Genomic DNA, 18,082 nt, shown 5'->3' with positions numbered 1-18,082 from the left:
TTCAACCTCCACTCACCGGCGGCAGTACCGCCATTCGGCCGTCGGGCGGCAGCGCATCCGCCTCGCGCAGCACCGTGGTCTCGCTGGCGAAGGCCGAGCGGCGCAGCAGCGCCGGGTTGAAGCCTTGCCAGTGTGTGCAGCCGTAGTGCTCCAGCGCCTGGCGCAGCTCTGACACCCGTGCGCCGTCCGGGACATCGATCACGACCTGCGCACCCGGATCAAAACTGCGGAAGGCGCCAAACAGGCTCACCTGCACCTTCATGCCCTCACCTCGTCCATCCGCGGGGCCTCCAGATGCCCCAACCCATACACCTCCACCAGGTCGCCGGCCTCCGGGGCTTCGGCGTCCTCCGCTATTACCACCCAGGCATTCGCCGCCAGCAGCGGCAGGATGCGGAACGACTCCTGGCCAGGCAGCACGCGCGCCTGCAGGCGTCCCGCACCGTCGACCTCAAGCCGCCCTTTCAGATGAAACCTCAGTGGCGCGCGCTTGCGATAGGCCGCGGCCAGCGGTACGCGCAGCGGTCGCTCCGGCGCCAGCCCCGTCATTGCGCGCAAGGCCGGTTCGACGAAGAAGCGAAGCCCTACCGCGCTCGACACCGGATTGCCCGGCAAGCCGAAATACAACTGCCCGCCCGCCAGCCGCGCAAACAGCAGCGGCTTGCCCGGACGAATACGCACCTTGTGGAAATACGTCGTCGCACCAATCCCGCGCAGCGTGTCGGGCACGAAATCGTAACGCCCCATCGAGACCGCGCCGGTACTCAGCACCACATCCGCGCCGGCCTCGATTGCACGCTCGAGTGCCGACAGTAACGCCGCCGGATCGTCGGTCACCGTCTCGCGGAGCACCACGTCAGCGCCCGCCTCGATGGCGCGCGCCGCAAGGAATGGGCCGTTGCTGTTGCGGATTTCCCCGGATGCAAGCGTTCGCGTCGGGTCATCGACCAGTTCGCGCCCGGTGGTGATAACCGCCACGCACGGGCGTCGCACCACATCAACCACCTGCACCCCGAGAGCCGCCATCATCATCAAGTGTTGCGGCGCAACGCGCGTGCCGGCATTAATCACCGGTGCGCCGCGCACCACGTCTTCGCCACGCAGGCGCACGTGCTGGCCGGCCTCGACGTCGGCCGCCAAGCGGATACGCGTCGGACGGCCATCGGCATCGCGTGCCAGCACGTCCACCTGCTCCACCGGCACCACGGCATCCAAGCCCTCCGGCATACGCGCGCCGGTCATGATCTCCCACGCGCCAGGCGTCGCCTCCACACGCGCGTCGCCTGCGGCCTGCGCGCCCGCGACATCGAACTCGGTGCCGACTCGCAAGGTCGCACCACCCACGTGCAGCGCAAAGCCATCCATCGCCGAGTTGTCGAAGGGCGGCAGGTACTCCCCGCTCGCCACGGGCGCGGCCAGCACGTGGCCCAGTGCCTGCTCGGGCGTGCAGCGGCGCACGTCCAGCCGCGAGGCTTCGCGCAGGATGGTGGCCAGCGCCTCGTCGTAACCGATCATGCGTGCGCCTCACCGTCGATCATCGCCAGCGCGTGTGCCAGCAACGGCGCGAGGATGTCCATGCCCTGCTGCGCCGCACGCGGGCTGCCCGGCAGCGCGAACACCAGCATGCGCCCCACCTGCACCACCTCGGCACGGCTGAGCCACGCCAGCGGCGTGTGTTTGGCGCTTTCGCTGCGGAACATCTCGGCCAGCCCGTCCACTTGCCGGTCCGCGACCAGACGCAGCGCCTCAGGCGTCACGTCTTGCGGCCCCAGGCCGGTGCCGCCGGTGCACAGGCAGATGCGGACGCCGTGCGCCGCCAAGGCACGCAAGCGCTCGGCCAGCGGATCGATGCCATCGGGCAGTACTTCAACATGGTCCACGCGCGCGCCTAGGGCGCGCAGGCCCTCTACCAGCACCGGCCCCGAACGGTCCTCGTACTCACCGCGGCTGGCGCGGTCGCTCAGCGTGATCACCGCGCACGGCACGTCGCGCAGCCGCGCCATGTCGCGCGGGCGGTAGTGCTCGCGCTCGTCGTCGGTCATGCCCTCGGGGTGCAGCCACAGGCCGCTCTTGCCACCCTCCTTGAACAACAAACGGATGGCGCCGATCCCCAGCGCGGGCTCCACCGGCTTGCTCAGGTCATACAGGGTCAGCAACGCGGCATTGACGCCGGCCAGCGCTTCCATCTCCACGCCGGTGCGCGCCTCAGTGGCGCATTCGCAGTACACGCGGATGGCGTGGCGCTCGGGCACCGGCTCGCAGCGCACGCGCACCAGTTCCAGCGGCAGCGGGTGGCACAGCGGCATCAGTGCGGAGGCCATCTTCGCGCCCTGCAGCCCGGCCACTTCGGCCATCACCAGCGCGTCGCCCTTGGGCAGGCGCCGCTCCACGATCAGTGGGTAGGCCACCGGCCCCGCCTTGAGTTCGCCCACCGCCACCGCGCGCCGCCGCGTGGGGCGCTTGTTGCGGATATCGGCCATGTAAAAGGCCGCGGCACGTTCCGTCGTCATGCGTTGCTCATCCTCCAATCGATGCCAGGTGCGGGGTGATGCCCGTCTGCCCCTGGTGCAGGCCGTGTCCGGCCGCCTTGAGTCCCAATTGCGTGGCGATACGCGCCACCAGCGCGTCGTGGTCACCATCCGACTGCAGCAACGGCCTCAGCGCGACGCCAAAATCGCCGAACAGGCACAGCCGCAGGTCGCCGCGCGCGGTGACGCGCAGGCGGTTGCAGCCCGCGCAGAAATCCTTGGAATACGGTGCTATCACGCCGATGCGCCCGCGGTAGTCCGGGTGCGTGTATTCGCGCGCCGGCCCGGCATCGTCGGCACGCGGCCGCAGCGACCAACCCGCGTCCACCAGTTGCTGTTCCAGCGTCTCGCCGCGCACGTGATGGCGCTCGAAGTACGCCGCGTTGTCGCCGGTGCGCATCAGCTCGATGAAGCGGATGGCCATGTCGCGCTCGCGCAGGTAATCGCACCAGGCCGGCAGTTCGTCATCGTTGAGCCCGCGCAGCAACACGGCATTGAGCTTCACTGAGTCGAAGCCCATCCCAAGCGCCATCTCGACGCCTTCAGTGACTTCGGCAAACCGGTCGTGGCCGGTGATGGCCGCAAAACGCGCCGGGTCCAGGCTGTCCAGGCTGACATTGAGCGCGGTCAAGCCCGCCTCGCGCCAGGTGCGCACATGGCGCGGCAGCAGGCAGCCATTGGTGGTGATGGCAATCTTGCGGATGCCCGGCACCGCCGACACCGCGGCGATGATCGAAGGCAGGTCCTTGCGCAAACTCGGCTCGCCACCGGTCAGGCGGATCTTGCTCATGCCCAGCGCGGCGAAACCGCGCACCAGGCGCTCGATCTCGTCCAGCGTCAGGAACGTGGGCCGGCCGTCGGCATGGTAACCATCGGGCAGGCAATACCTGCACCGATAGTTGCAGGCCTCCGTCAATGAAAGACGCAGGTACGGGAACGCCCGCCCGAAGCCGTCAACGAGGGTCTGCATGTTGTCACTCCAGTCCGATACAGGGAGGCCGACCCGTTTCCAGTCCGACCCGGTGACTCCGCCAGGCGGAGTCACGGCCCGGTCGCCATATCCGTGTGGACACAGGCGGCCGGGCTTGGAGATGTCACAGGGGCGAACCCCTGCTTGGGACGTAGCTTAGACCCATGCGGCGGGCTCGTGCTTGATTGGGGTCAAGACCGGCCTGATTACCGCCGGCGGATGGGCCCAGGCGGGGCATGGCGCCCCCATGGACGTGATAGCGTCGCGCCACTCCCCTCGAAGCCCACCCCATGAGCCTCGCCACTTTCCAGGACCTGCTCGACGCCGCCACCCGCCAGCCTGAACCGCAGCGCCTGCTGTTTGTGTTCGCCCGGGTGGACCTGCCCGAACACGCCACCGACGACCAGCGCGAGCGTTATGAGCAACGCGAGGGCGGCACCCTGTCGCCCTGCCTGTGCGTGGACAAGGCGCCCGCCGAGGTCGCCAGCTTCGATGCCCTAGCCGCCGAATCGGCCAACACAGGCCAGGACTGGGACATCGTCTTTGTAGGCAGCTTGTCCGGGCGTGCCGGCATCGCGCCGAGTACGGACGAAGCGGCACAACCGCTGCGTTTCATGGTCAACGCCATCAACAACGGCCGCGTGTCGGACTTCGCGGCCTTCGACCGCAGTGGCGCGGTCCTGCAGTTCGGCTGACGCTCAGCGCAGCAGCGGCAGGCCGAGGAAGAACACCAACAACACGGTGTTAATAGCCCAGGCCACGGTCAGCGCCCGGGCCAGCACACCGTAGCGGGGATCGTGGGCCTGCGGCGCGGCGCGCCAGACGGCCACGAGGATCCAGGCGGTGTAGACCAGCAGGAAGGCCAGCAACCCCAGTGTGGCGCTGGGCGTTCCGCCGCCCGTCATCAGCCACAGCACCCCAATCCACAGCAGGTTGCTGGGAATCACTCCGTACAACCAGAACACCCTCCCCAGCGGGCTGGCGTTGCGGGAAGACGGCGTCGCGTGCGAAGCGTGCATGACTTGCTCCTCCAGACGGTGCTAGGGCCGAGCATACGCCCCGCCCAGCGTCCGCGCGACATGGCCGCACCCGCGGCCACACGGCTATGCGACACTTTGCCGATGACACTCGTTCTCGTTTCCACCCTGTCCTACCTGTTCGCCACCGGACTGCTGGTCACCGGCCTGCAAGGCAACCGTGCCCCCTCGCGCCATTGGGCGTGGCCGGCCATCGTCGGCCTGATGGCGCACGCTCTGGTGCACGTAAACACTTGGCAGGCCAGCGGCGGCACTGACATGCACTTCTTCGCCGCACTCTCGCTGGTGGGCCTGGGCATGGCGTTGCTGACCACGGCCGTAGGCCTCAATGGGCGGATGGCCGCACTGGGTGTCGTGGTGTACCCACTGGCATCGACCATGCTGTTGCTGTGCGCGGCCAAGGGCCATGGGACGACCACAGGCCCCATCCTGGACTGGCGGCTGCAACTGCATGCCTGGCTCGCGCTGCTGGCCTACGCCACCTTGGCCGTGGCGGCGTTGCTGGCGATGATGCTGTGGCTGCAGGAGCGCGCCCTGCGCCGGCGCGAGTTCCACCGCTGGCTGCGGGCGTTGCCGCCACTGGTGGCACTGGAAACGCTGCTGTTCCGCACCATCAGCGCGGGCTTCGTATTGCTCACCGCGACCCTGCTGACCGGCATCCTCTTTGTCGAAAACCTGCTGGCCCAGCACCTGGTGCACAAGACCGTGCTCAGCGTGCTGTCGTGGCTGACCTTTGGTGCGCTGCTGGTGGGACGCTGGCGGTACGGTTGGCGCGGCGCCACCGCGGTCCGCTGGACCTTGGCGGCGATGGCGCTTCTGGTGCTGGCGTTCTTCGGCAGCAAGTTCATGCTGGAGCTGGTGCTGGGCCGAAGCGCCTGATAGCCGTTGCGCGCGAGGGTAAGGCTCCGCCTTCCGGTTCACCGGGCGCCGCCATCGCCAGCATTCGACGATCGAGGAGGGCTGCGCAGGTCACTCCCGCGCGGCGTCCAGCGCCTCGGCCAGCCGCTCCACGGCAATGACCTCCATCTCACCGATGCGCCCGGACTTGGGCGCATTGGCCTTGGCGACGATGGCGCGCTTGAAGCCATGCGTGGCGGCTTCCTTCAGCCGCTCCTCGCCGTTGGGCACCGGGCGGATCTCACCGGACAGGCCTACTTCACCGAAGGCGATCGTGCGCTCGGCCAGCGGCCGGTCGCGCAGCGACGACAACACCGAGAGCAACACCGGCAGGTCAGCCGCGGTCTCCTGCACGCGAATGCCGCCGACGATGTTCACGAACACGTCCTGGTCGCCGACGCCCACCCCGCCGTGGCGGTGCAAGACTGCCAGCAGCATGGCCAGGCGGTTGCCTTCCATGCCCACCGCCACCCGGCGCGGATTGGACAGCGGCGAGGCATCCACCAGCGCTTGCACCTCCACCAGCAGCGGGCGCGTGCCCTCCCGGGTGACCATCACGCAACTGCCCGGCTGGGGGCGCTCGCTGCCGGACAGGAAGATCGCCGACGGATTTGGCACCTCACGCAGGCCCTTGTCGCCCATCGCGAAAACACCGAGTTCGTTGACCGCGCCGAAGCGGTTCTTGAACGCACGCAGCACTCGGAAACGGCTTCCGCTCTCGCCCTCGAAGTACAGCACCGCATCGACCATGTGCTCCAGCACGCGCGGGCCGGCGATGCCGCCCTCCTTGGTCACGTGGCCCACCAGGAACACCGACGTGCCCGTCTCCTTGGCGTAGCGCACCAGCCGCGCCGCGCTCTCGCGCACCTGGCTGACCGAGCCGGGGGCGGCACTCAATTCCTCCGTCCACAGCGTCTGTACCGAGTCGGCCACGATCAACCGCGGCTGCATCGCCGCCGCGTGCTCGAGGATGCGCTCGATACCGGTTTCGGCCAGCGCATGCACGCCGTCCAGCGGCAAGCCTAGGCGCGCACCGCGGCCTGCGACCTGCGCCAGCGACTCCTCACCGGTGACATAAAGCGCCGGCAACTCGCCGGCCATCTTGACCACCGCCTGCAGCAGCAGCGTGGACTTGCCGATGCCCGGGTCGCCGCCGACCAGCACCACCGCGCCATGCACGAGCCCACCGCCCAACACCCGATCCAACTCACCGATGCCAGTGCTGACCCGGTTGTCCTCGGCATGGCGCACGTCCTTCAGGGGCGTCACTGCAGGCGCATCCGCCTTGCCCGCCCAGCTGCTGCGCCGGGAGGCCGCCACCCCGCCCTTGGAAGCCGAAGCCGCCGGCTGCACCACGAACTCACTCAGCGTGTTCCACGCGCCGCACTCGGCGCATTGGCCCTGCCACTTGGTGTGGTCGGCGCCACACTCGGAGCAGACGTAAGCGGTGCGGGACTTGGCGGCGGACTTGCTGGAGACGGCCATGGCGACGTGCGTGGTGGATTGCCGACACTGTAGCCCGTCCGTGTCGCGCGGGACGAGACAGCATCCGCCGCTCGCCCCGCGCCTTCCCTGCATGCCTCGCCGTGACCGCCGGTCGCCACCGGGTAGCGCGCCGCCCGCGCAAGGACGAAGATGGTCGTGGATGGGCTGCCGGCATGCGTGGACGACGACACTTCCTGCAGGTTTCGACCCGCCTGGCGCTGGGCATGGCGACGTCCGGGCCCGCCGCCACGCTGCTGGCCGCCGCCACAAGACCCTTACCGGGGAGCGCTCCCATGTCGCACCCGATGCGCCTGTTCCTGTGCGGCGACGTCATGCTCGGTCGAGGCATCGACCAGATACTGCCGCACCGGTCGGATCCAACCTTGCATGAATCCCACGTCCGCGATGCGCGCCGGTACCTCGCGCTGGCAGAGCGTCACAGCGGCGGGATTCCACGCCCGGCCCCCTGCACCTATGTCTGGGGTGATGCGCTCGCGGAGCTGGAGCGACAGCGCCCCACCGCCCGCATCATCAATCTGGAAACCGCCGTCACCCGAAGCGACCGGCACTGGCCCAAGGGCATCAACTACCGCATGCACCCCGGCAACGTGGCCTGCCTGACGGCGGCCGGCATCGATTGCTGCGTGCTGTCCAACAACCACGTGCTGGACTGGGATCGCGAGGGACTGAGCGAGACCCTGTCCACGCTCCGCCGCGCCCGGATCGCGACCGCCGGCGCAGGCGGCGACACGGCGATGGCCCAGGCCCCGGCGATCCTGCCCGTGGGCGACAACGCGCGCATCCTCGTGTTCGCCGCCGCCACCGGCGACTCCGGCGTGCCAACGGCCTGGGCGGCCACGCCATCCCGACCGGGGGTAAACCGCCTGCCCGACCTGGCGGCTTCCACCGTGTCGCGGTTGGCCGCGTCGGTGCGACACCATAAACGCGACGGCGACCTGGTGGTGTTCTCGCTTCATTGGGGTGGCAACTGGGGCTACGCGATCCCGCCCGAGCAGCGCGCCTTCGCCCATGCCCTGATTGACGAAGCCGGCGTCGACCTGGTCCATGGCCACTCCTCGCACCACGTGAAGGGCATCGAGGTGCACCACGACCGATTGATCCTGTACGGCTGCGGCGACTTCCTCAACGACTACGAGGGCATCGAAGGCCACGAGGAATACCGCGGTGAACTGGGCCTGATGTACTTCCCGGTGTTGGAACGCGGCAGCGGGCGTCTGCTGGAGTTGGTGATGACGCCGACACGCATCCAGGTGTTCCGCGTTCTTCTGGCAGCGGGGGACGACCGTCGTTGGCTGGTTGACCGCCTGCGCCGGGAGTGCCGGCAGCATGGGAGCGACGTGGCCCTGGGCGAGGACGGCCGGTTCTCATTGCGCTGGAGGTGACCTCGCGCATACTGCGCCCCGCATGCCCCAAAACGACAAAGTCCCGCCGGAGCGGGACTTTGAAGATGGTGCGGAAATAGGCACCGCACTATTGGCCTATGTATCTGATTTATTGTGATTGTTTTTCATTGATCTGAGAAAGTACCCCCAGAAATACCCCCACATTTGCCCGGCTACCCCGGCACCGGAGGAGACGCCATGGGCCGGCAAATCCCGAAATTGTTCCGATATAGCATCGCTCGCCGGGGCACGCGGTCAAGGGCTGAGATCACCAGACTTTGGAGGCGCCCCCGGTGACTTTCCAGCCGGACCTTTTGGTGAGAATCTTTCCTCCGCTACGCGCCGGCTTTCCCTGATAGGTTCGCCCCCGCCCACTAGCGGTGGCACCCCGTCAAACCACGAAGCTTTTCAGAATGGACGCTCAAAAGATTCTCGCTCTGCTACTAGCCGCAGCCGCCGCAGGGGACACAGGCGCCCTTGCTTTCCTGCCGGTGTACCGCTTTTGGGCCCAAGCTGTCTGACCCGCCCCCATCCCGCACCTGACCATAGAGGGTTTGAATCCCGCCATGGATCTACGCTTGCACTCGGTGTTGCGTCCTATTTTGGATGCTTTGGATGATCTGGAAGTCATGATTCCGGAGCTGCGTGCCGCTTACACGGATTCGGGCGCGCGCTTGGCAGCGTTCGCTGCTCTCGCGGGTCCCATCAGAAACGAGGCAGCGCGAATGGAGCGGACCCATGACCTCCATGGATGCTGTGACATGGTTTCTCATCGCATCGACAGGATGCTATTAGAGGCAGGCTGGATGGATGAAGCCGGCACCGCCATCGACTCGCCGGGCTAACACCTCCGTTTGACGCTGCCGGGGAATCCTTTCCGCGCCGCCACCCAACAGGCCAGGAATCGACGGCCTTGCGCCACGCTCGCCGCTGGGGCTGTGTGGTGAAAGTCCCGCCATTGGATCGTGACCTCTGCACCCGTGCCGGTCGGCTTGACCCAGCCCACCGTTCCCGCGTGCCAGCGCAAATACGCGCCAGTCTCGGTTTCGATCCAGTGGCAGGCTGGGGGCAATCGTCGCATGGCCACACTCTGCGACCGTCCCATCGCAAGCGCTGCGAACCGCCCCGCCATCACCCCGTCGCACTTGGCCACACTGTGCGATACAGGGCGCGAATGGCGTCCCCGTAGCGTCCCCCTTGCCGATGGCCTGCAATGCCCGCACACGTCGCAGCCGGCACGCTGGCGACCTTGCTGCAACCTTGCCCCAATCTTGCTGTGACCTTGTGGCGATCTTGGGGCCGCGCCTTTTTACGGCGTCACCTAACCCGTTGCCGCTGCCGCCCCCCTTTTACGGCGTCGGAAAACCCGGCAGCAACTAGGGCCAGGATCACGCGCGCGGCGTCTTTCCCTTCACTAAAGAAATGGCCCCCACCACGGCAGCAGCAGGGGCCAGCCTTTTTAGAGTGTCCAAAAAGTCCGCAAACCGCCAGCGGTCTATTTCCCTCTACTTTAGGCAATGGTCGCCGGTGGGCTCTCCCTCTCCATCCCTCACCCCTTCCTTTCCCTGTTATCTACATAAGGGGTACAGATTTGACCCCTATCCCTACGATGCATAGGGGGCAATTTGACCCCTATCACGGCAGGAACAGCAGGCGGAAACGGTCGGGGGTAGCACGGTGTCCGGGGGTCGCAGACTTGCCGCGCTCTGTGCATTCGATCAAGCCCGCATCCTCCGCAGCCCGCAGGCCGGCAGTCCGTCGCCGCTTGTCCAAGCCCCAGCGCGCCGCATCGCTTCGCGTGAACGTCAGCCGCCCATTGATTGCAGGGCCGTAGTTTCGCAACAGCCCAAACATTACCCGCGCGCCTGCATCCGGCAACGTTCGGAACGCCTCGCTATCCATCACGTCGTGGGGAAGTTTGGCGAACCCCTGTGCGGGGGCCTTCCATGCGCTCTCGAAAATGCCCGCGACCTCCGCACCATCCAATGGCGTCTTGCATCGCTCCGCATTGGCGACCGTCACCCGTCGCAACGCCTCGGCATGATCTAGCCCCTTGTTCCGCAGCCCGCAGGCAAACCGGTACAGGGCCAGGTTGCGTTCACCATCGGCCCATTCCCCCTCATCGTTCGCCGCGCGCGTTGGAGTGAACGGCAGCGCCATCACCTCGGCAAAGTCTGGCCACCGCCACGGCTGCACCGGATCACAATGCAGCAGCCGCGACGTGAACGGATCGCGTTTGGCGTGAACGTACCCCGGCAGCCGGATCACGCGCGGCAAGTCCGCCATTGCCCGGTCGCCTTGGAATCGCTCGGCTAGGGCCAACTGTGCCGGCCGGAAGTCCGATAACGGCATCCCTGCCACGGGCCACAACGCATGGAACCGGGACGGCGAGGATTCGCAGACGATAGGGGGCGGGATTGGCGCGGCTTGCACGGGCTCCAATGGCGCGCCGTCCAAATCCAGAAAGACAGCCCGGACGGATTGCACGTTGCCCGTTCGCCGCCCCTTCCCGTCGCCACGGTTCACCATAACGAAACAGCCCGCACCTTTTTCGTTCTGCCCCGCCAGCCACCGTGCACAACTCGCATACGTTCCGCTCCGGTGCCGGGCTAGCTCGCGCCTTTCCTTGCGGTCATCAAACGTTTGGAACGTCAGCCCACCATCTGGGGCCAACGCCGACAAAAACCGCACGGCATCCGGTTGCCGGTAGTCAGCCGCCATGGGTGCCCCTTCGCACCCCGCAGGGTGCCGGGTACACGGTCACAGCCTTGCGCGCGGGCTTGTCTGGGGCTGGGGTAGCGGATCGCCCCGCATCGCCCCGTGTACGGGCTTGGCCGGCAGCGTCTAGGGCATCCATCACCCAAAACCCCGCCGCGTTACGTCGCCACCCGCGCGCCTGCATCTCCGCAGGCGTTAGGCATCGCCGGCTATGCGCCCACTCGCCGCGCTTCGCGTACTCGCCCACCCTATGACGGTCAAAGACCCGCGTTCGGTTGAACAACTCCCCGCAGGCCGTGCACTGGCAACGTGCACTCCCCAAGCTCGGGCCGGTCATGCTGTCACCCCCTGCGACAGCAGCAGGCGCGCGGCGTGTAGCAGGTCGGTCGCCTCCACAATGCCGGGGCCAGGATCATCGGTCACGCGCGCGTATACGTCCAAAAACTCCGCCGCCGTGCCCAGCATCGCCACCGCCTGCGATAGCGCCAACGTCGGGCGCGCGATATGCTCCGCCGTGCCGACGCCACCCGCGTTTGCACCTGCGCCCTGATTCCCGTCTGCCGCCAAGCTCGCCGGGATTAGGGCGTTTTCATTGGGCCTTGTCATGCCGCCGCCTTTGCATCGCGCGCGGCAATGCGGGCTTGGCACCACTCCATGACTTCGTGCTCTGGCCATGCGCTGGCACGTTCACCCAGCTTCACGGGCTGCGGGAAGTCGCCGGACTGCACACGGCGGTAAATCTCAGAACGGCTTAGGCCGGTTCGGGCTTTGACTTGGGGAAGTCGCAGCAGCGTATAGGCCAGACTCGCCGGGGTACCTTGTCGCATTGTTTGCCCTCCACAACGCGCGCCCTGCGACTTGCTGGGCTGCACCGCGCCGTGTCGGGTATCTATTAACTACCACGCTCCAAAGACTTCAACGGTTTTTTGATGGCGGTCACGTGTTGACTGCGCTGAAATGCTGCTGCTGCGCGGGTTACAGCGTGCGCGTGAGTTTTTCCCCAACGGGCTTGCATCCCTGAAATGCGCGACCATTCGCCGAACGAACTGCGCGAAAAAACGCCTCATTGGAGCGTGGTCAGATCATCAAGGTGGCGTGAGTCCGAACGCCGGAACCGTCGCCTGATGGCAGACAAGTCGCAGAAAAGCGTTAGCGGGCTTTGCGCTTAATCGGAATGATCTTGGCACCCGTCCGCAGGCCGTCCAAGTAGTCCGCCCATGCCTGCATCATCTTGGTTCGTTCCGCTATGTACTGCGCCCGGTTGTATGCCGCGCGCACCTTGTTCCGCTCCGCATGGGCTAGCTGGCGTTCGATAACGTCCGGTGCCCATCCAAGTTCGTTTAGGCGCGTGCTGGCCATGGCCCGGAAGCCGTGGCCCGTCATGGTGTCTTTGTCGAATCCCAGCCGCCGCAGGGCCGCGTTTACCGTGTTCTCGCTCATTGGCCGGTCGGCCGTCTGCAAGCTCGGGAAGCAATAGCGCCCGCGCCCCGTCAATGGCTCTAGCTCCCGCAGGATCGCCACTGCTTGCGAGGACAGCGGCACCGCGTGAGCCTCGCGCATCTTCATGCGGCCGGCAGGGATGCGCCACAGTGCACCGTCTAGGTCTAGCTCCGCCCACTCCATGGCGCGAAGCTCGCCGGGCCGGACAAACAGCAGCGGGGCCAGCCGTAGGGCGCAACGCGTGGTGAATTGGCCCGAGTAGTCATCGATGGCCCGCAGCAGGTCGCCCACCTTGGCCGGGTCGGTTATCGCCGCGCGCGAACGTGACACTACCGGGGCCAGCGCCCCCCGCAGATCAGCCGCAGGATCGCGCTTCGCTGCGCCGTGTGCGATGGCGTAGCGAAATACCTGGCCCGCCCGTTGCTTGGCCCTATGCGCCGATTCATGCGCCCCTCGGGCCTCTATGCGCTTGATCGTGGTCAGTAGTTCCGGCGCGTCAATGTCGCCAATCGGCCGCGAGCCCAACCATGGGAACAGGTCATTCTCAAAACAAGCCAGCGCCTTGTCATAGGTGGCCTTCGCCATGCTCCGCTTTTGCTTGGCCAGCCATTCGCGCGCGATGGCCTCAAAGCTATTCGCCGCTGCGACTTTGGCCGCCAGCTTGGCCGCGCGTTTGCTCGCTGCGGGGTCGCCACCGTCACGGATCGCCGCGCGTGCTTTGTCACGCTCTCGCCTCGCCTCGGCTAGCGAAACCTCTGGATAGGAACCAAAGGACAGAAGGCGCTCCCTGCCTGCATTGCGGTACTTCATCCGCCATAGGCGCGCGCCGCTGTCTTTGGTCAGCAGGAACAAACCGCCACCGTCCGCCAGCTTGCCGGGCTTGCCCTCGCTGGCCTTGATAGCCGCCGCTGTCAGCTTTCCAGTGTTCGCTGCCATGCCCGATACCCCCGCTTTTGGGTGCCGATACCCCCAGAGGGGGCCGGATACCCCCAACGGTACCCCCACGTTTGCGGGGCTGCAATGGGACGATTGGGAACCTTACAGGCACAAAAAACCCCGCCGTAGCGGGGTTTCCTGTCTTTCGTGGGGGTATTTGGGAAGCCCTGAAACCCTCATTTGGTGCCGGAAATAGGAATCGAACCTACGACCTACGCATTACGAATGCGCCGCTCTACCAACTGAGCTATTCCGGCGAAGACCGGCAATTGTAGGGATCCGCCCCGCAGGGGTCAATCGACCAGTTGCAGCCGCAGCTCCTTCGGGAGGGCGAAGACCATGTCCTCGGGCTCGCCATCCAGCTCGCGCACCAGCTTGGCGCCCAGCTCGTGCAGGCGCTCGATCACGCCGCGCACCAGCACTTCCGGCGCCGAGGCGCCTGCGGTGATGCCGATGTGGCGCTTGCCCTGCACCCACGTCGGATTGATCTCCGGTGCGCCGTCAATCAGGTACGCCTCAACCCCCTCGCGTTCCGCCAGCTCGCGCAGGCGGTTGGAGTTGGAGCTGTTGACCGAGCCCACCACCAGCACCAGATCACAGGTCCGGGCCAGCTCCCGCACGGCGTCCTGGCGGTTCTGGGTGGCGTAACAGATGTCGTCGTGGCGAGGTCCGACGATGGCCGGGAACTTGGCGCGCATCGCCTCGATCACCGCCTTGGTGTCGTCCACCGACAGCGTCGTCTGGGTGGTGTAGGCCAGATTCTCGGGCTGATCGACGACCAGCGCCTGCACATCGGCCACGTCCTCGACCAGGTAGATCTTCCCGGTGCCCGCCTCGCGCTGCCACTGGCCCATCGTGCCTTCCACCTCGGGGTGGCCTTCGTGCCCGATCAGGATCACGTCACGGCCGGCGCGGCAGTGGCGCGAAACCTCCAGGTGCACCTTGGTCACCAGCGGACAGGTCGCGTCGAAGATCTTCAGACCACGACGCTCGGCCTCGGCGCGGACCGCCTTGGACACGCCATGCGCGCTGAAGATGACGGTGGCGCCATCGGGCACCTCGTCCAGTTCCTCGACGAACACCGCACCGCGGTGCTTGAGATCGTCCACCACGAAGCGGTTGTGCACCACCTCGTGGCGCACGTAGATCGGCGCACCGAGCATCTCGATGGCGCGCTTGACGATCTCGATGGCCCGGTCGACGCCGGCGCAGAAACCGCGGGGATTGGCGAGCAGGACGTCCATGGGCCGATTTTACCCCCTGCGGCCCGGGTCGGTCTTGCCGCCCTGCCCGCCCAGCAGGCCAAACAGGGCGATGCCGATGGCACCGCCGACGATGGCCATGTCGGCCACGTTGAAGGCCGGCCAGTAATGGTCCCGGTAGTGCCACTGGATGAAGTCCACCACGTGGCCGTGCAGCAGCCGGTCGATGACGTTGCCGATGGCGCCGCCGATCACCAGCGAGTACGGCAGCGCCGACTTCCAGTCGCCCCGTGCCGTACGGCTCAGCCACCAGCCCAGCATGCCGCTGATGCCGACGGCCAGCACCACGAAGAAGTACTTCTGCCAGCCGCCCGCATCGCTCAGGAAGCTGAACGCGGCGCCTGTGTTGTAGGTGCGGTACCAGTTCCAGAAGCCTTCGATCACCGGGATGGCGGTGTATTCCGGCAGGTCGGCCAGCACCCAGGCCTTGGTGGCTTGGTCGAGCACGATGACCAGCGCGGACAGCGCGAGCCAGACGAGGGCGTTGGGCTTGGGACGGGAAACGGTCAAGTGGTCATTCCGGTTAAGTCAGGGAAAGTGGCGACGGCGGGCTCAGAACCAGCGACGGTCCTCGCCCGCGCCGTCCACGTTGTCCACGCAGCGGCCGCACAACTGCGGGTGCGCGGCAATCAGGCCCACGTCGTCACGATGGTGCCAGCAGCGCACGCACTTGGACTTTGCCGTGGCGGTGGCTTCGACCGTGATGTCCTTCGCGGCGTCGTCGGCGATCAAGCGTACGTCACCGCTGATGAAGAGGAAGCGCAGCTCATCCACCAGCGGCGCAAGCCAGTTCTGGTCGGCCACGCTGCAGCGCAGGCCGATCTCGGCCTCCAGTGCCGCACCAATGGTGCCCGCGGCGCGCAGCGGCTCCAGCGTCTTGCTGACCTGCTCGCGCAGCGCCAACAGCCGCTCGAACTCCTCGGCCGACAACTCGGCATCGCCGGTGAGCGGCGCCAGACCCTCGTACCAGGTGGTGAACAGCACGTGCTCGTCACGCTGGCCCGGCAGGTAGGCCCACATCTCCTGCGCGGTGAAGGTCAGGATTGGCGCCACCCAGCGCACGAACGCCTCGGCGATGCGGTACATCGCGCCCTGCGCCGAACGGCGCCCGCGCGAATCTTCCTGCATCGTGTACAAGCGGTCCTTGGTCACGTCCAGGTACAGCGACCCCAGGTCCACGCTGCAGAAGTTGGCCAGCGACTGCACGATCTCGGCGAAGTCGTAGCGCTCATAGGCGGCCTTGATCTTCTCCTGCAGCTCGTGCGCGCGGTGCACGATCCAGCGGTCCAGCGCGACCATCTCCTCCAGCGGCAGCAGGTGCTGCGCCGGGTCGAAGCCGTGCAGGTTCGCCAGCAGGAAGCGCGCGGTGTTGCGCAGGCGGCGGTACACGTCGCCGCTGCGCTTGAGGATCTCGTCGCTCACCGCCATCTCGTAGCGGTAGTCGGCCGATGCGATCCACAGGCGCAGCACGTCGGCGCCCATCGCATCGACCACCTTCTGCGGCGCGATGACGTTGCCGAGCGACTTGGACATCTTGCGGCCGTCGGCATCGACGGTGAAGCCGTGCGTCAGCACCTGGCGGTACGGCGCCACGCCATCCATCGCCACGGCCGTCAGCAGCGAGCTGTGGAACCAGCCGCGGTGCTGGTCGGAGCCTTCCAGGTACAGGTCGGCGGGCTTGTGCAGGCCGTCCTGCGGACGCTGCGCCAGCACGCATTCATGGGTCACGCCGGAGTCGAACCAGACGTCAAGGATGTCGGTAACCTTGTCGTACTGCGCGGCCTCGTCACCGAGCAGTTCGGCGGCGTCGAGGTCGTACCACACGTCCACGCCGGCCTGTTCCACGCGCTCGGCCACCTGGCGCATCAGTTCGGGCGAACGCGGATGCGGCAAGCCGGTCTCGCGGTGGATGAACAACGCAATCGGCACGCCCCAGGTGCGCTGGCGCGAAATGGTCCAGTCCGGGCGTCCTTCGATCATCCCGTAGATGCGCGCCTCACCCCACTCCGGCACCCAGCCGACCTTGCCGATGGCGGCCAGCGCGTCGCGACGCAGATGCGCCTGCTCCATGGAGATGAACCACTGCGGCGTGGCGCGGAACACCACCGGCGTCTTGTGGCGCCAGCAGTGCGGGTAGCTGTGGTTGAGCTTGGCCAGCGCCAGCAGGTGGCCGTTGCCGCGCAGCATCTCGACAAGCGCGTCGTTGGCTTTCCAGATGTGCAGGCCGGCCAACTCCACGCCGTCGGCGGCGGGGGTGCTGGGCAGGTACACGCCGCGGCCATCGACCGGGTTCATCTGTGCGGCGGTGTAGCGCTCGATCAGGTGGTACTTCTGGCTGACCGCGAAGTCTTCCTGGCCGTGGCCCGGCGCGGTATGCACGGCGCCGGTGCCGTCCTCGGCCGACACGTGGTCGCCTACGATCAGCGGGATGTCACGCTCGGCGTAGAACGGGTGGCGCAGCAGCTCGCCTTCCAGCTCGCTGCCCATCGCGGTGCCGTGCACCACGACGTCCTCGACGCCGTAACGCGCCAGCGCCTGGGTCGCCAGCGCCTCGGCCAGCACCAGCAGGCGGCGGCCGCCGTCGGCGCGCTTCGGGCCTTCGACCAGCGCGTATTCCAGCTCGGGGCCGATGCTTACCGCCAGGCTGGCCGGCAGCGTCCACGGCGTGGTGGTCCAGATCGGCACCGCCACCTCCACGCCCGCATCAAGCGCCATGCCGAACTGGGCAGCCAGCTTGGCGCCATCCTTCGCGCTGTACGCCACGTCGATGGCCGGCGACAGCTTGTCGGCATATTCGATCTCGGCTTCGGCCAGCGCCGAGCCGCAGTCAAAGCACCAGTAGACCGGCTTGGCACCGCGCGACAGGTGCCCACGGTCCACGATCTTCGCCAGCGAACGCAGCATGTCCGCCTCGAAGCGGAAATCCATGGTGCGGTATGGGTTGTCCCAGTCGCCCAGCACGCCCAGGCGCTTGAAGTCCTTGCGCTGCAGGTCGATCTGCTCGGCGGCGTATTCGCGGCACTTCTGCCGGAATTCGGCGGCGGTGAGCTTGTCGCCCACCTTGCCGAACTTCTTCTCCACCGCGATCTCGATCGGCAGGCCGTGGCAGTCCCAGCCCGGCACGTAGGGTGCGTCGCAGCCGTCCATCAGGCGCGACTTGACGATGATGTCCTTGAGCACCTTGTTGACCGCGTGGCCGATGTGGATCGAGCCGTTGGCGTACGGCGGGCCGTCGTGCAGCACGAAACTGCGCGCGCGACTCCTGGTCTTTTCGCGGACGCGCTGGTACAGGCCGTCCTGCTCCCACTGCGCCAGCGCAATGGGCTCCCGCTTGGGCAGGTCGCCGCGCATCGGAAAATCGGTCGCCGGCAGGTGCAGCGTGCTCTTGTAGGGATTGACGTCAGCG

18 protein-coding genes, 1 tRNA gene and 1 riboswitch are annotated in these 18,082 nt (G+C 67.0%); of the genes, 4 read left to right on the top strand and 15 right to left on the bottom strand.

The window, feature by feature from the left end; all coding sequences use genetic code 11:
* Position 1: 1 nt before the first annotated feature.
* The 4 genes from ACYVBS_RS07655 to moaA all read right to left on the bottom strand — a co-directional run bounded on the left by ACYVBS_RS07655 (position 2) and on the right by moaA (position 3,498).
* On the bottom strand, positions 2-262 hold the full coding sequence (locus ACYVBS_RS07655; RefSeq protein ID WP_460822853.1) for a MoaD/ThiS family protein: 261 nt from the start codon (positions 260-262) through the stop codon (positions 2-4).
* Positions 259-1,515: a molybdopterin molybdotransferase MoeA gene (locus tag ACYVBS_RS07650; RefSeq protein WP_460822851.1), complete on the bottom strand. Its 1,257-nt coding sequence runs from the start codon at positions 1,513-1,515 to the stop codon at positions 259-261. Before ACYVBS_RS07650 ends, ACYVBS_RS07655 begins: the two co-directional genes overlap by 4 nt.
* Positions 1,512-2,510 carry a bifunctional molybdenum cofactor biosynthesis protein MoaC/MoaB gene (moaCB, locus tag ACYVBS_RS07645; RefSeq protein WP_460822850.1) on the bottom strand — a complete coding sequence of 333 codons (999 nt, stop codon included), beginning with the start codon at positions 2,508-2,510 and terminating at the stop codon, positions 1,512-1,514. Before moaCB ends, ACYVBS_RS07650 begins: the two co-directional genes overlap by 4 nt.
* A gap of 7 nt (positions 2,511-2,517) precedes the next feature.
* The gene (gene moaA, locus ACYVBS_RS07640) at positions 2,518-3,498 is read right to left on the bottom strand and encodes a GTP 3',8-cyclase MoaA (RefSeq protein ID WP_460822849.1); all 981 of its coding nucleotides are present in this window, start codon (positions 3,496-3,498) and stop codon (positions 2,518-2,520) included.
* A riboswitch (molybdenum cofactor riboswitch) is annotated at positions 3,490-3,631 on the bottom strand. (Overlaps the previous gene by 9 nt.)
* Positions 3,632-3,788: 157 nt before the next feature.
* On the opposite strand from moaA, the gene ACYVBS_RS07635 reads away from it, so the two are divergent.
* Complete coding sequence (locus tag ACYVBS_RS07635; RefSeq protein WP_460822848.1) at positions 3,789-4,193, top strand: ribonucleotide reductase subunit alpha; 405 nt, start codon at positions 3,789-3,791, stop codon at positions 4,191-4,193.
* Positions 4,194-4,196: 3 nt separating this feature from the next.
* Here ACYVBS_RS07635 and ACYVBS_RS07630 read toward each other — a convergent pair whose 3' ends face one another.
* Positions 4,197-4,517 carry a hypothetical protein gene (locus ACYVBS_RS07630; protein WP_460822846.1) on the bottom strand — a complete coding sequence of 107 codons (321 nt, stop codon included), beginning with the start codon at positions 4,515-4,517 and terminating at the stop codon, positions 4,197-4,199.
* 102 nt (positions 4,518-4,619) lie between these two features.
* On the opposite strand from ACYVBS_RS07630, the gene ACYVBS_RS07625 reads away from it, so the two are divergent.
* Positions 4,620-5,414, top strand: a complete 795-nt coding sequence (locus ACYVBS_RS07625) for a cytochrome C assembly family protein (protein ID WP_460822845.1) — start codon at positions 4,620-4,622, stop codon at positions 5,412-5,414.
* A 90-nt stretch (positions 5,415-5,504) separates the two neighbouring features.
* On the opposite strand, the gene radA is transcribed toward ACYVBS_RS07625, so the two are convergent.
* The gene (gene radA, locus ACYVBS_RS07620) at positions 5,505-6,917 is read right to left on the bottom strand and encodes a DNA repair protein RadA (protein ID WP_460822844.1); all 1,413 of its coding nucleotides are present in this window, start codon (positions 6,915-6,917) and stop codon (positions 5,505-5,507) included.
* 173 nt (positions 6,918-7,090) lie between these two features.
* On the opposite strand from radA, the gene ACYVBS_RS07615 reads away from it, so the two are divergent.
* Complete coding sequence (locus ACYVBS_RS07615; RefSeq protein WP_460822843.1) at positions 7,091-8,320, top strand: CapA family protein; 1,230 nt, start codon at positions 7,091-7,093, stop codon at positions 8,318-8,320.
* 566 nt (positions 8,321-8,886) lie between these two features.
* Complete coding sequence (locus ACYVBS_RS07610; protein WP_460822841.1) at positions 8,887-9,165, top strand: hypothetical protein; 279 nt, start codon at positions 8,887-8,889, stop codon at positions 9,163-9,165.
* Between the two features lie 790 nt (positions 9,166-9,955).
* On the opposite strand, the gene ACYVBS_RS07605 is transcribed toward ACYVBS_RS07610, so the two are convergent.
* From ACYVBS_RS07605 to ileS, 9 genes are all read right to left on the bottom strand, one after another.
* Positions 9,956-11,041, bottom strand: a complete 1,086-nt coding sequence (locus ACYVBS_RS07605; RefSeq protein ID WP_460822840.1) for a primase alpha helix C-terminal domain-containing protein — start codon at positions 11,039-11,041, stop codon at positions 9,956-9,958.
* On the bottom strand, positions 11,031-11,375 hold the full coding sequence (locus ACYVBS_RS07600) for an FDXHR family putative zinc-binding protein (protein WP_460822839.1): 345 nt from the start codon (positions 11,373-11,375) through the stop codon (positions 11,031-11,033). The genes ACYVBS_RS07605 and ACYVBS_RS07600 overlap by 11 nt, the downstream gene beginning before the upstream one ends.
* Positions 11,372-11,644 carry a hypothetical protein gene (locus ACYVBS_RS07595; protein ID WP_460822838.1) on the bottom strand — a complete coding sequence of 91 codons (273 nt, stop codon included), beginning with the start codon at positions 11,642-11,644 and terminating at the stop codon, positions 11,372-11,374. The genes ACYVBS_RS07600 and ACYVBS_RS07595 overlap by 4 nt, the downstream gene beginning before the upstream one ends.
* Positions 11,641-11,865 carry a helix-turn-helix transcriptional regulator gene (locus ACYVBS_RS07590; RefSeq protein ID WP_460822837.1) on the bottom strand — a complete coding sequence of 75 codons (225 nt, stop codon included), beginning with the start codon at positions 11,863-11,865 and terminating at the stop codon, positions 11,641-11,643. Before ACYVBS_RS07590 ends, ACYVBS_RS07595 begins: the two co-directional genes overlap by 4 nt.
* Positions 11,866-12,187: 322 nt before the next feature.
* Complete coding sequence (locus ACYVBS_RS07585; protein WP_460822836.1) at positions 12,188-13,414, bottom strand: tyrosine-type recombinase/integrase; 1,227 nt, start codon at positions 13,412-13,414, stop codon at positions 12,188-12,190.
* 181 nt (positions 13,415-13,595) lie between these two features.
* Positions 13,596-13,671: transfer RNA gene (locus ACYVBS_RS07580), tRNA-Thr, on the bottom strand.
* 36 nt (positions 13,672-13,707) lie between these two features.
* Positions 13,708-14,658 carry a 4-hydroxy-3-methylbut-2-enyl diphosphate reductase gene (ispH, locus tag ACYVBS_RS07575; RefSeq protein ID WP_460822835.1) on the bottom strand — a complete coding sequence of 317 codons (951 nt, stop codon included), beginning with the start codon at positions 14,656-14,658 and terminating at the stop codon, positions 13,708-13,710.
* Between the two features lie 9 nt (positions 14,659-14,667).
* Complete coding sequence (lspA, locus tag ACYVBS_RS07570; protein ID WP_460822834.1) at positions 14,668-15,186, bottom strand: signal peptidase II; 519 nt, start codon at positions 15,184-15,186, stop codon at positions 14,668-14,670.
* Between the two features lie 42 nt (positions 15,187-15,228).
* A complete protein-coding gene (gene ileS, locus ACYVBS_RS07565) occupies positions 15,229-18,027 on the bottom strand; it encodes an isoleucine--tRNA ligase (protein ID WP_460823018.1) in 2,799 nt (932 codons plus the stop codon).
* Positions 18,028-18,082: the final 55 nt, after the last annotated feature.

The sequence above is a fragment of the Lysobacter olei genome (assembly GCF_054777355.1).
This window is presented reverse-complemented; position numbering and strand designations above follow the sequence as displayed.

What these genes read in the sequence shown, in the direction of transcription:
- ACYVBS_RS07655 (WP_460822853.1), bottom strand. Translation starts at nt 262, where the DNA reads ATGAAGGTGCAGGTGAGCCTGTTTGGCGCCTTCCGCAGTTTTGATCCG.
- ACYVBS_RS07650 (WP_460822851.1), bottom strand. Translation starts at nt 1,515, where the DNA reads ATGATCGGTTACGACGAGGCGCTGGCCACCATCCTGCGCGAAGCCTCG.
- moaCB (WP_460822850.1), bottom strand. Translation starts at nt 2,510, where the DNA reads ATGACGACGGAACGTGCCGCGGCCTTTTACATGGCCGATATCCGCAAC.
- moaA (WP_460822849.1), bottom strand. Translation starts at nt 3,498, where the DNA reads ATGCAGACCCTCGTTGACGGCTTCGGGCGGGCGTTCCCGTACCTGCGT.
- ACYVBS_RS07635 (WP_460822848.1), top strand. Translation starts at nt 3,789, where the DNA reads ATGAGCCTCGCCACTTTCCAGGACCTGCTCGACGCCGCCACCCGCCAG.
- ACYVBS_RS07630 (WP_460822846.1), bottom strand. Translation starts at nt 4,517, where the DNA reads ATGCACGCTTCGCACGCGACGCCGTCTTCCCGCAACGCCAGCCCGCTG.
- ACYVBS_RS07625 (WP_460822845.1), top strand. Translation starts at nt 4,620, where the DNA reads ATGACACTCGTTCTCGTTTCCACCCTGTCCTACCTGTTCGCCACCGGA.
- radA (WP_460822844.1), bottom strand. Translation starts at nt 6,917, where the DNA reads ATGGCCGTCTCCAGCAAGTCCGCCGCCAAGTCCCGCACCGCTTACGTC.
- ACYVBS_RS07615 (WP_460822843.1), top strand. Translation starts at nt 7,091, where the DNA reads ATGCGTGGACGACGACACTTCCTGCAGGTTTCGACCCGCCTGGCGCTG.
- ACYVBS_RS07610 (WP_460822841.1), top strand. Translation starts at nt 8,887, where the DNA reads ATGGATCTACGCTTGCACTCGGTGTTGCGTCCTATTTTGGATGCTTTG.
- ACYVBS_RS07605 (WP_460822840.1), bottom strand. Translation starts at nt 11,041, where the DNA reads ATGGCGGCTGACTACCGGCAACCGGATGCCGTGCGGTTTTTGTCGGCG.
- ACYVBS_RS07600 (WP_460822839.1), bottom strand. Translation starts at nt 11,375, where the DNA reads ATGACCGGCCCGAGCTTGGGGAGTGCACGTTGCCAGTGCACGGCCTGC.
- ACYVBS_RS07595 (WP_460822838.1), bottom strand. Translation starts at nt 11,644, where the DNA reads ATGACAAGGCCCAATGAAAACGCCCTAATCCCGGCGAGCTTGGCGGCA.
- ACYVBS_RS07590 (WP_460822837.1), bottom strand. Translation starts at nt 11,865, where the DNA reads ATGCGACAAGGTACCCCGGCGAGTCTGGCCTATACGCTGCTGCGACTT.
- ACYVBS_RS07585 (WP_460822836.1), bottom strand. Translation starts at nt 13,414, where the DNA reads ATGGCAGCGAACACTGGAAAGCTGACAGCGGCGGCTATCAAGGCCAGC.
- ispH (WP_460822835.1), bottom strand. Translation starts at nt 14,658, where the DNA reads ATGGACGTCCTGCTCGCCAATCCCCGCGGTTTCTGCGCCGGCGTCGAC.
- ileS (WP_460823018.1), bottom strand. Translation starts at nt 18,027, where the DNA reads ATGCGCGGCGACCTGCCCAAGCGGGAGCCCATTGCGCTGGCGCAGTGG.